The organism is Fructilactobacillus sp. X7R4C1, from assembly GCF_059901115.1.
The window spans coordinates 82,048-94,780 of sequence record NZ_JBWXVD010000003.1 but is presented as its reverse complement, the minus strand read 5'-3'; the positions used below and the strand labels follow the sequence as shown (position 1 = coordinate 94,780).

Here is a 12,733-nt window from a genome sequence, read left to right as displayed (position 1 = left end):
ACAAAAAAACACTTCACATTATGTGAAGTGTTTTTTGTGTTCCTAATTATTTATAATAATGACTTCGTTTTAAAAGTTCAGCTGAACGTTTATTGATGGGAACAAATCCCTTATTTTGCAAATGCCGGAAAAACATCATATTGTATACAAAACTCCATGCTAATGGCATGATTGCAAAAATATCATAGGCAGAGGATGCGATGTTTAATCCAGTTAAGACGGTAAGTGCCATTGCTAGGATAAAATCCACCCCTAGCATACAAAGGGTATTATAGAAATCACCACGAAAAATAGAAGGCCAGATTCCAAAAACTAGCGTAGTGAATGAGAAGCCCACCTTTTGGACTTTGACTTCTTGGGTTTCTTTATTTTGCACGACGGCGTAGTTAGGTGGCAAGAACATGTTGTTCATGCCATTATTCCCACTATTATTGCCGTTATCGAATGGATTCATTGACAATTGGACCTTTCTAAGACTTTAAAGTAAATTTGACGACGACTTCGACGTGCGGAGTCTGTGGCATCATATCAACTGGTTGCAGGTAGTCCACGTTATAAGACTTCGTTAGTTGAACTAGGTTCTGAGCTAGCGTTGATGGATTACATGAAACATATACAAATTTTTGTGGTTTAGCGGTTAAAATGGCATCAATTAAGTGTTGGTCAAGGCCAACGCGTGGTGGGTCAACCACTAGTGCCGTGGGTTTAAACCCCTCGGTTATCCACTGCGGCATCAAATCCTCGGCACTGCCAAAGTAGTAGGTGGCGTTATCAATATGATTGATTGCTGCATTATGATTGGCGTCGGTGATGGCTTCCTTAATGGTATCCATTCCTCTAACCTCAGAAACTTGGTTTGCTAATGAAAGACCGATGGTTCCTACCCCAGAATATGCATCAATCAAACGATCATCAGAATCAAGATTGAGGGCTGTTCCAGCTAAATCGTAAAGTTTTGGTGTCATGATGCTGTTGAGTTGGAGAAAAGCTCTTGGTGACAATTCAAACGATAACCCATTGATTTTTTCGGTAATACTGTTATTTCCAGCTAAATGAACCGTTTTTTCTCCCCAGATCAATGGTGAGTCACCAGGATTGATGTTTTGCATGACGGAGGTGACTTCTGGAAGGCGATCGGAAATCATTTCTGAGAGTTGATTTTTCTTAATCAATTTGGGCGTGTTAGTGATGAAAACCACCTGCACATCGTTGGTATTGAGAGCTGCTCGAACTACCAAGGTTTTTAAAATGCCAGAGTGATTGGATTCAACGAACGTTGGGATGTTTAGTTCCTGAACCATTTCGACTAAAGCGCGCATGACCTTCATGGTAAGCGGATACTGAACGGAGCAGGTCTCCATGTCGACCACTTCGTGAGTTCCTTCTTTATATAATCCGGCGATGACTCTTCCGTTTGCTTCAGTTCGAACTTGAAACTGGGCCTTATTACGGTACTCATAGGGATTATCCATCCCGATCGTTTCCCTGACATCATAGTGATCATAAGCCCTCGGATGATATCTTCTAAGCGATTGTTTAACTAAATCACGTTTGAATTCCAGTTGCTTAGGGTATGCGAGGTCTTCGAGTTCAAAACCACCGACTTCTCCAGCATATGGATCACGCGGTTTAACCCGAAAGGGACTTTCCTTATCAATTTGAACTAATTTTCCGCGTAGGTATTTAGGTTTAATCTCGGTTACATCAGCTTGAACTAATTCACCAACTAGCGCACCAGGAATAAAAATTAATTTGCGGTGAAAATAACCAATTCCCTCACCATTAATTCCGAGACGCTTGATGGTGACCGTAACTCGTTGGTGGAGTTCTACCAAAACATTTGACGATCTTTTTGAACTGTTTATAACTCTTTTATAACTCATTAGAACTCCTTTTTTCTTCATAACAACATCTACGTCATTATAGCAGACTCATATATGATACAAAAGTGTTGTATAATCATACTGTTAATTTGTTAAAAAGAAAAGAGAGGTATCAAAATGGCAGTACTAGAAACTAAAAACCTATGCTACGACGCTGATGGACGTGAGATTATCAAGGATATCAGCTGGAGCGTTGATGCCGGAGAGATCGTTACGATCACTGGTCCATCAGGGAGTGGGAAGACAACTTTTGTGAGACTTTTGGCGGATCTTTTGACTCCCAGTTCTGGTGAAGTAATTTTTGAAGGCCAAAACGTCGCTGATTTAAATCCAATTGAGTATCGGAGAAAAGTATCATACGCCGTTCAGCAACCCACCTTGTTTGGCAATACGGTCAAGGATAATCTTGAGTTCCCATATCAGATTCGAAATAAACCGTTTGATAAAGAACATGCGTTAAAAGCACTTCAAACCGTCGATCTAGGTGATGGTGATTTGGATCGGACGGTCGATAATCTTTCTGGTGGGGAACGCCAACGGGTCGCATTAATTCGCAACATCATGTTTGTGCCTGATGTGCTTATTTTAGATGAGGTTACCACTGGCCTTGATGAGAACACCAAGGAAAGTGTGCACAAGATGATTAACTACATTAATCAAAAAGATCACACCACGGTCATCATGATTACTCATGATCAAGGTGAGATTGACCATGCCACCGAGTTAGTCACAATTGTTAACGGACGACTAGTTAAAGGAGATAAAGATGCCTAATTTAATTGTTTCAAATCAAGCGCTCGCATTAACTGGACTCCTGGTCTTAATCGCGTTATTTGTCGGATGGAAAGAAAAGTTGGGCATTGATAAGTCAATTATCATTGCCACCATCCGTTGTGTGGTTCAGTTATTTATAGTTGGGTACGTTTTACGATTCGTTTTTCGGATCAATAACGTTTTTTTAACCCTGATTTTAATCTTAATTATTTTGTTTAACGCAGCTTATAACGCCAAAGGACGTAGTGACGGTATGGAACACGCACTCCCCATTTCCATCATTGCATTAGGAAGTAGCACGATTGTCGTACTTGCGGTATTAGTCTTTGCGGGAGCAATTAAGTTTATCCCGTCTCAAGTGGTACCAATTACCGGAATGGTTGCCAGTAACTCAATGGTTGCCTTGGGACTTTGTTATCGAAGTATGAATTCCATGTTTAAAGACCGGAGACAGCAGATTATTGAAAAATTAGCTCTGGGAGCCGACGTGAAGACATCCTGTTCTGACATTGTGCGTGACAGCATTAAGACCGGGATGCAGCCCACGATTGATACTGCGATGACCGTTGGACTGGTTAGTTTACCCGGGATGATGGCTGGTTTAATCTTTGCTGGTGTTGATCCGGTTAAGGCCATTAAGTACCAGATCATGGTAACTTTCATGTTGCTTGGGATTACGGCCGTTAGTTCAATCATCGCATGTTACATGGGTTATCATAGTTTTTACACTAAAAATGACCAGCTTAGAAATATGAATTAATAAGTAAAGGCTCTGATTAGGAGTCTTTTTTATTGCTTCTGATAGGATAAATTGATGGAGTGGTTTATAATTCAATTGGGTCAACAGTTAAATTGGAAAAACGAAAAGAGGGATTCTATGAGTAAAATGACAGCAAGTAGAGCACTGGTGAAAGTGCTTGAGAGTTGGGATGTCGACCATTTGTATGGCATCACAGCTGGCTCTTTGAATAACTTATTGAATGCGCTAGATGAGGAAAAAAAGAACATTAAATATATTCAGGTTAGACATGAAGAGGTCGGTTCTTTGGCCGCTTCCGCTGACCATAAGTATACCGGTAAGATTGGGGTCGCCTTTGGTTCGGCGGGTCCTGGTGCGACTCACATGTTTAATGGTTTATACGACGCGAAGGAAGACAATACTCCTATGTTAGCCCTCGTTGGACAAGTTCCCCAACCAATGATGAACACGCGGTTCTTTCAGGAAATGGATGAACTGCCAATGTTTGCTGACGTTTCGGTTTACAACCGCCAGGCTTCAACTGCCGATCAGATACCGAAGATTATTGATGAAGCCATCAGGACGGCTTATCAAAAGAAGGGGCCAGCAGTCGTCATCTTACCGAATGATTTACTTGGAACTGAGATTGACTATGAACCAACTAAGACAGCCAATGTTTCAAGTAGCATTAAAACGGTTCACCCTAAACAAGCTGACGTTGATGAAGCCATTAAGATGATTAAGAAAGCCAAACATCCGGTTCTTTGGTACGGAAGAGGTGCTAAAGGTGCTCGAGATGAGATCGTGAAAGTTTCCGATCAGTTTAGCATGCCAGTCTTGTCCACGGCTCCTGCAACTGGGATTATGCCAAACGACAATCTGAGCTACATGGGTGCTCGTGGTAGACTGGGAACGAAACCCGGATTTGAAGTTTCTCAGGCTGCCGATCTGATTATTATGCTTGGAAACGACTTTCCGTTTGCTCGCTTCATGCCTAAAGATAAGAAAATCATTCAGGTTAATAACAATTTAGCTGATTTGGGTCGTCAGTATCAGGCCAACCTCACGATTCACGGTGATGCCAAGGAATTCTTAGAAATGTTAATTGATTCAGATGTAAAGCTTCCTAAGAGTGATTTCTTAAAAGCCGCTCGAATTGATCGCGAGAATTGGTTGAAGTGGCTTGATAGCATTGCGACTGACTACGACGAGGGTCTTAGAGCTGAGACTGTTTTGAAAGCAATCGCTGACCATTCTAAGTCGAATGCGGTTTATGGACTTGACGTTGGAAACAACACCATGCATTCCATTCGTCAACTTCCCTTTAATCAGCAGCAGCAGTTTGCCATGTCACCGTGGTTTGGAACAATGGGCTTTGGTCTACCAGCTTCCATTGCTGCTAAACTCTCATATCCTGATCGTCAAGTTTGGTCGATTTCAGGTGATGGGGGATTCGCAATGGTCATGCAGGATGTGATTACGCAGGCCAAGTACAACTTGCCGATTATCAATGTCGTTTTGTCAAACGAACGCTTTGGTTACATTGAACACGAAGACGTTCAATCTGGCATTAGTGATTATGGTGTTGACCTCTATCAAGCGGATTTTGCCCAGGTTGCTGAAGGCATGGGTGCTCATGGCTTTAAAGTTTCGGGTCAAGATGAACTGGATAGTGTCATGGTTGAGATTGACCGAATGCAGGCCGAAGGTAACACGAAGCCGATTGTGATTGACGCTAAGATTAAAGCGTTTGACCCAATTGATACTAGTTTTGTCCCACTTGACCCAGAAAACTTTGACCAAAAAACGATTGATGCGTACAAGAAACGTTATAACGTTTATGGTCAACCAGCATTGAGCGAGATTTTAAAAAGTTTGAAATAGTGGTTTAAATAAAAATAACCGATCTCGGTTGAGATCGGTTATTTCTTTTGCTTATTTTTTCTTTGTCTTTTCGTCTTCGTCAATATCAACGGCAACCGTTGATTCATCACCAACATCTAACGCTTGATGCTTTAGGTGAGGGAAGATGTATTTATCAGCAAGTCCAGTGATTCCACCTTGGAATAGGAACGCAAAGATCGTTCCTACTCCTAAGTTAGTAAATTGACGAGTAATTGCAAAGGCAACCACTGCCATGACAGTTGGTGGGATGTAGGAAGCCCACATGGCTTTCCCAGCAGCACCATTGAAGTACTTAAATCGCAGGATCTGCATCAAATCATCAGCGGGATGCAAGACTAAGTTGACTCGTTGGTAGATTGAGATGGCGGTTGCAATAAATGCTACCCCGAAGAAATTTAAGAGGACATAGAAAGCGACCATCATCCAACCCTTGGCTTCAGGGAATCCAGTAAAAAATGATACTTTTCCAATTACTGGCAGTGAACCATCCATGAAGAAGTCATCAAAGACCTGGATGAGTGCTGAGAACGGAACCATGAAGATGACGTTTCCAATGGCACGTCCCCAATCCCAGTGACCGACTAAAAAGGCGTTCAAAATGGTAATGGCAACTCCCAAGATTAGAAATGCCCAGAATAAGTTCCAGTGAAATGCATTTCCAAGGTTGGTTTCGGCTGCGGTCCAGTAAGCTGAACCTAGAAAAGATGGATGAATCTTAGCAGTTGTTACTAGAGTCAAAACATTTCCAGCAGAGTTAATTATTAATGAAAGGATAAAGAACATAATTGAAGCTGTCATGGAAATGGTACGTTTGGCTTTTCTATTAGCGGTTTTCTTCGCCATAGTTTCCCTCCACGATCAGATTTTGGTTCAATTATTTAAGATTACCATTAACTTTAACAATTGACTTGCCTTGAACCTTGTCAGTACCAGCTAATACACCAGGTACTTGTTCTAAAGTAAGGATGTTGTGTTGGAAAGGTGTAACCTTAACGGAACCATCTGAAAGTAAAGCAATTGAATCTTCGAAACTGTGGGGGTTAATCATTGAACCCTTGATGGTTAATTGCTTCTTGAAGATTTCGTAAGTGTTCATGTTAAATGTTTGACCTGGTGCACCAACACCAAACATCATAACTTGAGCGCCAGGATTAGTTGCTTCAACAGCTTGTTCTTGGGTTTCAGGCTTTCCAACACATTCGATTACCATGTCGTACTTGTCAGTGATTTTTTCCTTAGTCGTGTTGATAACCTTGTTTAAGTTAAGTTCCTTCTTTTCCCAAGCAAGGTTTTCATCATGTCTACCAGTCATGTCAATGTTCTGGATTCCGTAGATTCTAAGTAGTTGAGCAAACAACTTAGCCATGTATCCATCACCAATGATTAAAGCGTGTTGGTAAGGGGTAATGTTTTCGGTGATCTTCATCGTGTGAACGGCACATGAAAGTGGTTCCATTGAGCATGCAGTTTGAAGTGATAGTTCATCAGGAATGTGGTAAACAACCTTTTCTGGGGCAGTGAAGTAGTCTTCAAGACCACCATCTCTAGTTACACCAACGGCCGATAGGTTTTCACACAATTCGTAGCGGCCAGTGTGACAGTAGAAACATTTGTCACAGTAAATGTTAGGGTCAACAACAACACGGTCACCCTTCTTGAAGTCCTTAACGTTCTTTCCAACTGCGGAAACAACTCCAGAGTTTTCGTGACCTAACACGATTGGAGGAGTAGCATCAGCTGAACCTGGGAGACCATTGTATAAGGCGTGGTCGGTACCACAGATACCAGCGTAGGCAGTTTCAACTAAGACTTCGTCGTCCTTAGGGGTTGGGACATCTCTGTCTTCAATCTCCATGTGTTGCTTAGCTGTCATAACTAAAGCTTTCATTTTTGACATAAGATAACTTCCTTTCGAAAAGTTGATGAATTAATATCGTTACAATCTGAACATAACTGATCGAAAAAAATGGAAAGATTTCTTTCAGGAATATCAGATTTGTTTCCAAGTAATAATGTAAACCGTTTGAAAACTGTTTGCAAGGGCATTCCAGCTTCTGAAATAGATCCAATAAAAATTGAACAAAGAAGAAATTTGATAAGTGAAATAGATAACGGCATTAGAGTGGGAATTAAGCAATTAATTTTAATTATTGTTATGAAAAAATTACGAAAATATTTCACAAAATTATTTTTTTAATTTTCCGTTAAGGCCGGTCTTACTTTCAGGTTAAAATTTACTTTTGGTTAAATTAGTTTAAAATGGACACTACTAAAAAAGAAGGAGAGAACCAAATGGCTTATTTAGAACTAAGAAACATCAAAAAGTCCTATTATGTGGATAATCAGGATTTTCATGTTTTAAACGGGATCAGTCTCAACTTCGATCGTGGGGAATTTGTTTCCATCCTGGGAGAATCTGGTGGTGGAAAGACGACCCTTATGAATATTATCGCTGGACTAGACAGTGATTATTCCGGTGACGTTTTAATTGACGGGAAATCGTTAAAAAAAGATACCAGTAAACAACTTGATGAGTATCGGCGCAACACAATTGGTTTTATCTTTCAAAACTTTAACCTTGTGAATCATCTGACCATTAAAGAGAACGTGATGGTCTCTTTAGAAATGACAACTTTAACGCATAAACAACAAGAAGCACGGGCCACTGAACTTTTAAAAAAGGTTGGTTTGTATGACCACCGTAACAAGTACCCCAATCAACTCTCAGGTGGACAAATGCAGCGGGTTTCAATTGCTCGAGCACTTGCTTCTGACCCAGATATCATCATTGCTGATGAGCCAACTGGTGCCTTGGACGCTCAAAATACCGATGACATCTTGGAACTAATGAACGAAATTGCCGAAGACGGAAAACTGGTCATTGCCGTCACCCACTCTCAGGTGGTTGCCAATTATGGAACGAGGATCGTTCATTTAGCCAACGGGAAGATTGATGAAGATAGGATTTTAAAACCCGCTTACCCGGTTAATAAAACGCAGGCGGACTTTCAGGCGCGTCCGGCCAAACTTGCTTCCATCTTTACAATGGCCTTTGAACACTTTCGTTATAACCTGAAGCGCAACCTGTTAATTATTTTTGGGGCGGCCATCGGCATCTTTTCGGTCATTTTCATGTTAGGTCTTGGCAATGGAGTCAAGGGATACATTAACCATGAAATTTATTCGGAGGTTAATCCCACTACCATTCAGGTTAGTCGAAAACAGAAACAAGGAGAGGAACAAAATCCTAAAAATGAACTTCTGACCAACCAGGATAACCAGCAGTTGCAGGACCTAAAGAATGTCAAAAGTTCAACGTTGGGTAAGTTTTTAGCAGGCGGTCAGTTTAAAGCGGCCGATAAAACCGCTTCCGTTCAATACATTCAAACATACTATCAAGGAGCGGTCTTAAAGAAGAACATTAAATCCGGAGCAGTCCCCACTAAAGATAATCAGGTGTTGATTAATAAGAAGACGGCCCAAAGCTTTAATAAAAAGAGTCCGTACGACATGGCAGGCCAAAAAATTAAGTTGTTTGCGAATGCCCCCGATGATAACGGGCAGCCCCATGTCCTATCAAAAGAGGTTACTGTGAGTGGGGTGACTAGTGACGTGAACCCAATGGCACTTGTTAGTTCCAACACGATGAAGTCAATGTTTAGTGAGGCTACAATGAAGTACGAACCGAACTTTGCCGCGGTGAACATTGCTGGTGGAGTTCCCAACGTTCAACCCGTTCAAGATAAGATTAAGGCGTTGAAGGGTCCTAATCAACAAGCCAAGTACCAAATTACTGGTGCGGGTGCGATTGTATCAACACTGAACACTTACATTAACGTCGCTGTTTGGGTTCTAGCAGGAATTGCGGCAATCTCGCTCCTTGTGTCAGCAATTATGATCATCGTGGTGCTCTACATTAGTGTTGCCGAACGAACCAAGGAGATTGGGATTCTAAGGGCGCTTGGATTTACCAAGGGCAACATTCGAAACCTATTCTTCTCCGAGGCCTTTATTCTGGGAGTCTTCTCGTCCATTTTTGCGGTTATCATCGCTTACCTGGCCGAATGGGGAGCGGATACAATTTCAAGTGGAGCGATTAAGTACGCAATTGTTCAAATTTCACCGGCCAATTCCATTATTGGGGCACTAGTCTTTGTTATTATTTGTTTACTAGCAGCACTTGCTCCAGCAGCCAAGGCCGCTAAGTTAGATCCAATTGTGAGTCTGAGTTCCGAATAAAGATTAAAAAATTAATTAAGCTATTGCAATTATAGGGAAGTTGGACCAAACTAACTTTTAAACCAAATAAGAGCTATCCCGTTAATTCGGGATGGCTCTTATTCATTAGGAATTACTAAATTGTAATGGAGGGGTTCATTTTGAGAATTGGAATTGCGGCAAACGTTAACCGGATTAAGACGCCTAACTATAACCTTGATTACGCCAATTATACTGCTCAAGTTTTTATTGATTTACTGCAAAAACACGGCATTCTGCCTGTTATTATTCCCATGGCTGAGCTTGATATGATTTCCGAGTATGTTGACTTAGTTGATGGCTTAATTATTCCTGGTGGTCAAGATGTTCAACCGGAATTATTCCACGAAAAATCAGTCGAACCAGACGATGCGCACTATCGACCCCATGATGAGTGGGAAATGGGACTGATTAAAGAAATGGTGCGCCGGAGAAAACCACTTTTAGGGATCTGTCGGGGGCTTCAAGTATTAAACGTAGCTTTTGGTGGTAGTCTTTATCAAGACATTGCCACTGATTTACCCAAGTCTAACGTTCAACACGTGAAACACGACGATCCAAAGCATAATTTTCATGAGGTGCAAGTGAAAGCCAAAAGCCAGTTGGTCCATTCCGTTGGAAACCATCCGGTGGTGAACTCAATTCATCATCAGGGCCTAAAAAAGGTCGGAAATAGTTTGACCGTCACGGCCAAATCTCCTGACGGTGTCATCGAAGCGGTTGAAAATGATGATGCTAGTATCATGGGAATCCAGTGGCACCCAGAATTATTGTGGCAAAACGATCCAAAAGAGGAACAGTTGTTTTTGGACTTCTTTGAGCGAACCAGTAATCAATAAATAGCGAAAACCACCTTGATAGAAATATCAGGGTGGTTTCTTTGTTACTTGTTGTTTTCAAAGTATTCTTCATCGTGATTGGTGCTGTGACTTAGTTCGACCATCTTGCCGGTTTGATTGTAAACTAACCATTCGGCGAGGTTCACGACGTGGTCACCGATCCGCTCTAGCAATCGGATGACCATTAGGTAACTTAGGGCCGCTTGCGCCGTCTTACTGTTCTTTTTCAGGGATTCAGTTACTAACTTTCTGGTGGAATGGTAATACTTGTCAATTGATTCATCCTGGTCAGCAATTTTCTTGGCTTCCGAGGCATTGCCCTCAAAGAAGGCCTCTAGTACCTGTTCTAACATTGAACGGACTTGTTCAGTCATTTCACTGATGACTTTTTCGACCGCCGGGATTCGTTCATGGCCCTTGGCGTTAATGGTTTCTCTCGCAATCGTATTGGCGTGATCGCCGATTCGTTCAATGTCGGTACTGGCCTTTAGGATGCTGATAATTTGACGAAAATCACTGGCAACGGGTTGCTGGAGTGCGATCAGTTGTAAGGACTGTTTCTCTAAATCCATTTCTTCGTTGTTAATCTTGGGGTCTTCCGCAATGATTTTGCGTGCGAGGTCCTTATCATGATCAATGAAAGATTTGGTGGCTTGATAGATTTGTTCACTACTGTCAAATCCCATTTCCATGAAGTGTCCTTTAAGTTTCTTTAATTCATCATCAAATAATGCTCCCATAGTCATTCTCCTTATCCAAATTTTCCGTTGAGATAGTCACTTGTTTCTTGCTTATCAGGATTCATAAACATTTTTTGGGTTTTGCCTACTTCCACTAGTCGACCGTTCAGCATGAACGCCGTTTTGTCTGAGATTCGAGAAGCTTGCGACATGTTATGAGTCACGATGATGATCGTATACTTGTCCTTGATGTTTAGGAGGGTGTCCTCAATCATCTGACTCGAAATAGGGTCGAGCGCGCTCGTTGGTTCATCCAGTAAAATCACGTCTGGTTGAATGGCCAAGAGTCTAGCAATGCAGATTCGTTGTTGTTGTCCTCCAGAAAATGAAAGCGCACTTTTATGAAGTTTGTCCTTAACTTCATCCCAGATAGCCGCCTGCTTTAGAGATTCTTCGACGCGTTCGTCCAATAGTTGCTTATCCTTAACGCCAGCTAATTTTAAGCCAAAGGTAACGTTATCGTACACGGAAAAGGGGAAAGGATTGGGTTGCTGGAAAACCATTCCGACTTCTTTTCGGAGTTCCACGATGTCTTCTTTTGGACCATAAATATTGTGACCATTGAGCGTGAAGCTTCCCGTGATGGTAATGTTTGGAATAAGATCATTCATTCGGTTTAAACAACGGAGGTATGTCGACTTTCCGCATCCAGATGGTCCAATTAGGGCGGTAATCTCATTTTGTTTGAAGTTTAAATTAATGTCGTGCAACGCTTTTCGCTTTCCATAGTACAAATTGACGTTTTCAGTTTTGATAATCTCTTTTGGTTCCGTTTTAGTTGTCATTTACTTCTCCTTAACCGAAGTTGCCGGAAATGTAATCCTCAGTGGCTTTGACCTGTGGTCTGGTGAAAATGTCAGCTGTTTTAGCGTACTCCATAACGTGTCCAAGATGGAAGAAGGCGGTATAGTCACTGACTCTGGCGGCTTGTTGCATATTGTGGGTCACGATGATAATCGTATATTTTTTCTTTAACTCTAGAAGCGTTTCTTCAATCTTAGAGGTTGAAATGGGATCAAGAGCACTCGCTGGTTCGTCTAACAACAAGATGTCAGGTTGCATGGCGATTGAACGAGCGATACAGAGCCTTTGAGCCTGTCCACCAGATAATTCAAGGGCGCTTGTATCCAGCTTGTCTTTGACTTCGTCCCATAGTGCAGCGGCTTTTAGACTTTGTTCTACTCGTTGATCAAGTTCCCGTGGATCTTTTACGCCATGTTTTCTAAGCGCAAATTTAATGTTCTCACGAATGGTTTTGGCAAAGGGGTTGGGGTGTTGGAAGACCATGCCAATGTTTTTTCGAAGGACGTAGACGTTTAATTTTTTTTGGTTAATGTCTACGTCTCTGTACATGATTCTACCGGTAACGTTCGCCACACCATCATTCATTCGATTGAGACAGCGAAGGAAGGTTGATTTGCCAGATCCCGAGGCTCCAATGAGAGCCGTGATTTTGAACCTTGAAAACGCCAGTGAAGCATCAAAGGTAGCTTGCTTTTTACCGTAGAAAACGTTAATGTCCTTGGTCTCAAGGGCCATTTCTCCTGGTGGTGTAATAATTTGATGGTGGTCTAAATCGTAATTTTGTTGAGCCAT

At 41.7% G+C, this 12,733-nt stretch carries 13 protein-coding genes; 6 read left to right on the top strand and 7 right to left on the bottom strand.

Annotation, left to right across the window (positions count from 1 at the left end; all coding sequences use genetic code 11):
- Positions 1 to 46 precede the first annotated feature (46 nt).
- On the bottom strand, positions 47 to 454 hold the full coding sequence (locus AC6UC9_RS04420; RefSeq protein ID WP_500701255.1) for a hypothetical protein: 408 nt from the start codon (positions 452 to 454) through the stop codon (positions 47 to 49).
- 16 nt (positions 455 to 470) lie between these two features.
- Positions 471 to 1,883: a 23S rRNA (uracil(1939)-C(5))-methyltransferase RlmD gene (gene rlmD, locus AC6UC9_RS04415; RefSeq protein WP_500701254.1), complete on the bottom strand. Its 1,413-nt coding sequence runs from the start codon at positions 1,881 to 1,883 to the stop codon at positions 471 to 473.
- A 117-nt stretch (positions 1,884 to 2,000) separates the two neighbouring features.
- On the opposite strand from rlmD, the gene AC6UC9_RS04410 reads away from it, so the two are divergent.
- The 3 genes from AC6UC9_RS04410 to spxB all read left to right on the top strand — a co-directional run bounded on the left by AC6UC9_RS04410 (position 2,001) and on the right by spxB (position 5,280).
- Positions 2,001 to 2,657, top strand: coding sequence for an ABC transporter ATP-binding protein (locus tag AC6UC9_RS04410; protein WP_500694055.1), 657 nt, complete (start codon positions 2,001 to 2,003; stop codon positions 2,655 to 2,657).
- Positions 2,650 to 3,417: an ABC transporter permease gene (locus AC6UC9_RS04405; RefSeq protein ID WP_500694054.1), complete on the top strand. Its 768-nt coding sequence runs from the start codon at positions 2,650 to 2,652 to the stop codon at positions 3,415 to 3,417. The genes AC6UC9_RS04410 and AC6UC9_RS04405 overlap by 8 nt, the downstream gene beginning before the upstream one ends.
- A gap of 117 nt (positions 3,418 to 3,534) precedes the next feature.
- Positions 3,535 to 5,280 carry a pyruvate oxidase gene (gene spxB, locus AC6UC9_RS04400; protein ID WP_500696958.1) on the top strand — a complete coding sequence of 582 codons (1,746 nt, stop codon included), beginning with the start codon at positions 3,535 to 3,537 and terminating at the stop codon, positions 5,278 to 5,280.
- Positions 5,281 to 5,331: 51 nt separating this feature from the next.
- Here spxB and AC6UC9_RS04395 read toward each other — a convergent pair whose 3' ends face one another.
- Both AC6UC9_RS04395 and AC6UC9_RS04390 read right to left on the bottom strand, forming a co-directional pair.
- On the bottom strand, positions 5,332 to 6,144 hold the full coding sequence (locus AC6UC9_RS04395) for a DUF6198 family protein (protein WP_500701253.1): 813 nt from the start codon (positions 6,142 to 6,144) through the stop codon (positions 5,332 to 5,334).
- 31 nt (positions 6,145 to 6,175) lie between these two features.
- Positions 6,176 to 7,189 carry a zinc-dependent alcohol dehydrogenase family protein gene (locus AC6UC9_RS04390; protein WP_500694138.1) on the bottom strand — a complete coding sequence of 338 codons (1,014 nt, stop codon included), beginning with the start codon at positions 7,187 to 7,189 and terminating at the stop codon, positions 6,176 to 6,178.
- A 78-nt stretch (positions 7,190 to 7,267) separates the two neighbouring features.
- On the opposite strand from AC6UC9_RS04390, the gene AC6UC9_RS04385 reads away from it, so the two are divergent.
- The 3 genes from AC6UC9_RS04385 to AC6UC9_RS04375 all read left to right on the top strand — a co-directional run bounded on the left by AC6UC9_RS04385 (position 7,268) and on the right by AC6UC9_RS04375 (position 10,397).
- A complete protein-coding gene (locus AC6UC9_RS04385; RefSeq protein WP_500694051.1) occupies positions 7,268 to 7,498 on the top strand; it encodes a hypothetical protein in 231 nt (76 codons plus the stop codon).
- Between the two features lie 95 nt (positions 7,499 to 7,593).
- A complete protein-coding gene (locus tag AC6UC9_RS04380; protein WP_500701252.1) occupies positions 7,594 to 9,540 on the top strand; it encodes an ABC transporter ATP-binding protein/permease in 1,947 nt (648 codons plus the stop codon).
- A 140-nt stretch (positions 9,541 to 9,680) separates the two neighbouring features.
- Positions 9,681 to 10,397: a gamma-glutamyl-gamma-aminobutyrate hydrolase family protein gene (locus AC6UC9_RS04375; protein ID WP_500701251.1), complete on the top strand. Its 717-nt coding sequence runs from the start codon at positions 9,681 to 9,683 to the stop codon at positions 10,395 to 10,397.
- Between the two features lie 44 nt (positions 10,398 to 10,441).
- Here the strand turns inward: AC6UC9_RS04375 and phoU are convergent, their stop codons facing one another.
- From phoU to pstB (AC6UC9_RS04360), 3 genes are read right to left on the bottom strand one after another with little or no spacing between them, the layout of a single operon-like run.
- Entirely contained in the window at positions 10,442 to 11,137 is a 696-nt protein-coding gene (gene phoU, locus AC6UC9_RS04370; protein WP_500694048.1) for a phosphate signaling complex protein PhoU, read from the bottom strand.
- Positions 11,138 to 11,148: 11 nt separating this feature from the next.
- A complete protein-coding gene (gene pstB / locus AC6UC9_RS04365) occupies positions 11,149 to 11,922 on the bottom strand; it encodes a phosphate ABC transporter ATP-binding protein PstB (RefSeq protein ID WP_500701250.1) in 774 nt (257 codons plus the stop codon).
- Between the two features lie 10 nt (positions 11,923 to 11,932).
- Positions 11,933 to 12,733, bottom strand: coding sequence for a phosphate ABC transporter ATP-binding protein PstB (gene pstB, locus AC6UC9_RS04360; RefSeq protein WP_500701249.1), 801 nt, complete (start codon positions 12,731 to 12,733; stop codon positions 11,933 to 11,935).

What these genes read in the sequence shown, in the direction of transcription:
- AC6UC9_RS04410 (WP_500694055.1), top strand. Translation starts at nt 2,001, where the DNA reads ATGGCAGTACTAGAAACTAAAAACCTATGCTACGACGCTGATGGACGT.
- AC6UC9_RS04420 (WP_500701255.1), bottom strand. Translation starts at nt 454, where the DNA reads ATGAATCCATTCGATAACGGCAATAATAGTGGGAATAATGGCATGAAC.
- AC6UC9_RS04395 (WP_500701253.1), bottom strand. Translation starts at nt 6,144, where the DNA reads ATGGCGAAGAAAACCGCTAATAGAAAAGCCAAACGTACCATTTCCATG.
- AC6UC9_RS04380 (WP_500701252.1), top strand. Translation starts at nt 7,594, where the DNA reads ATGGCTTATTTAGAACTAAGAAACATCAAAAAGTCCTATTATGTGGAT.
- spxB (WP_500696958.1), top strand. Translation starts at nt 3,535, where the DNA reads ATGAGTAAAATGACAGCAAGTAGAGCACTGGTGAAAGTGCTTGAGAGT.
- phoU (WP_500694048.1), bottom strand. Translation starts at nt 11,137, where the DNA reads ATGGGAGCATTATTTGATGATGAATTAAAGAAACTTAAAGGACACTTC.
- AC6UC9_RS04390 (WP_500694138.1), bottom strand. Translation starts at nt 7,189, where the DNA reads ATGAAAGCTTTAGTTATGACAGCTAAGCAACACATGGAGATTGAAGAC.
- pstB (WP_500701249.1), bottom strand. Translation starts at nt 12,733, where the DNA reads ATGGCTCAACAAAATTACGATTTAGACCACCATCAAATTATTACACCA.
- pstB (WP_500701250.1), bottom strand. Translation starts at nt 11,922, where the DNA reads ATGACAACTAAAACGGAACCAAAAGAGATTATCAAAACTGAAAACGTC.
- AC6UC9_RS04405 (WP_500694054.1), top strand. Translation starts at nt 2,650, where the DNA reads ATGCCTAATTTAATTGTTTCAAATCAAGCGCTCGCATTAACTGGACTC.
- rlmD (WP_500701254.1), bottom strand. Translation starts at nt 1,883, where the DNA reads ATGAGTTATAAAAGAGTTATAAACAGTTCAAAAAGATCGTCAAATGTT.
- AC6UC9_RS04385 (WP_500694051.1), top strand. Translation starts at nt 7,268, where the DNA reads ATGGAAAGATTTCTTTCAGGAATATCAGATTTGTTTCCAAGTAATAAT.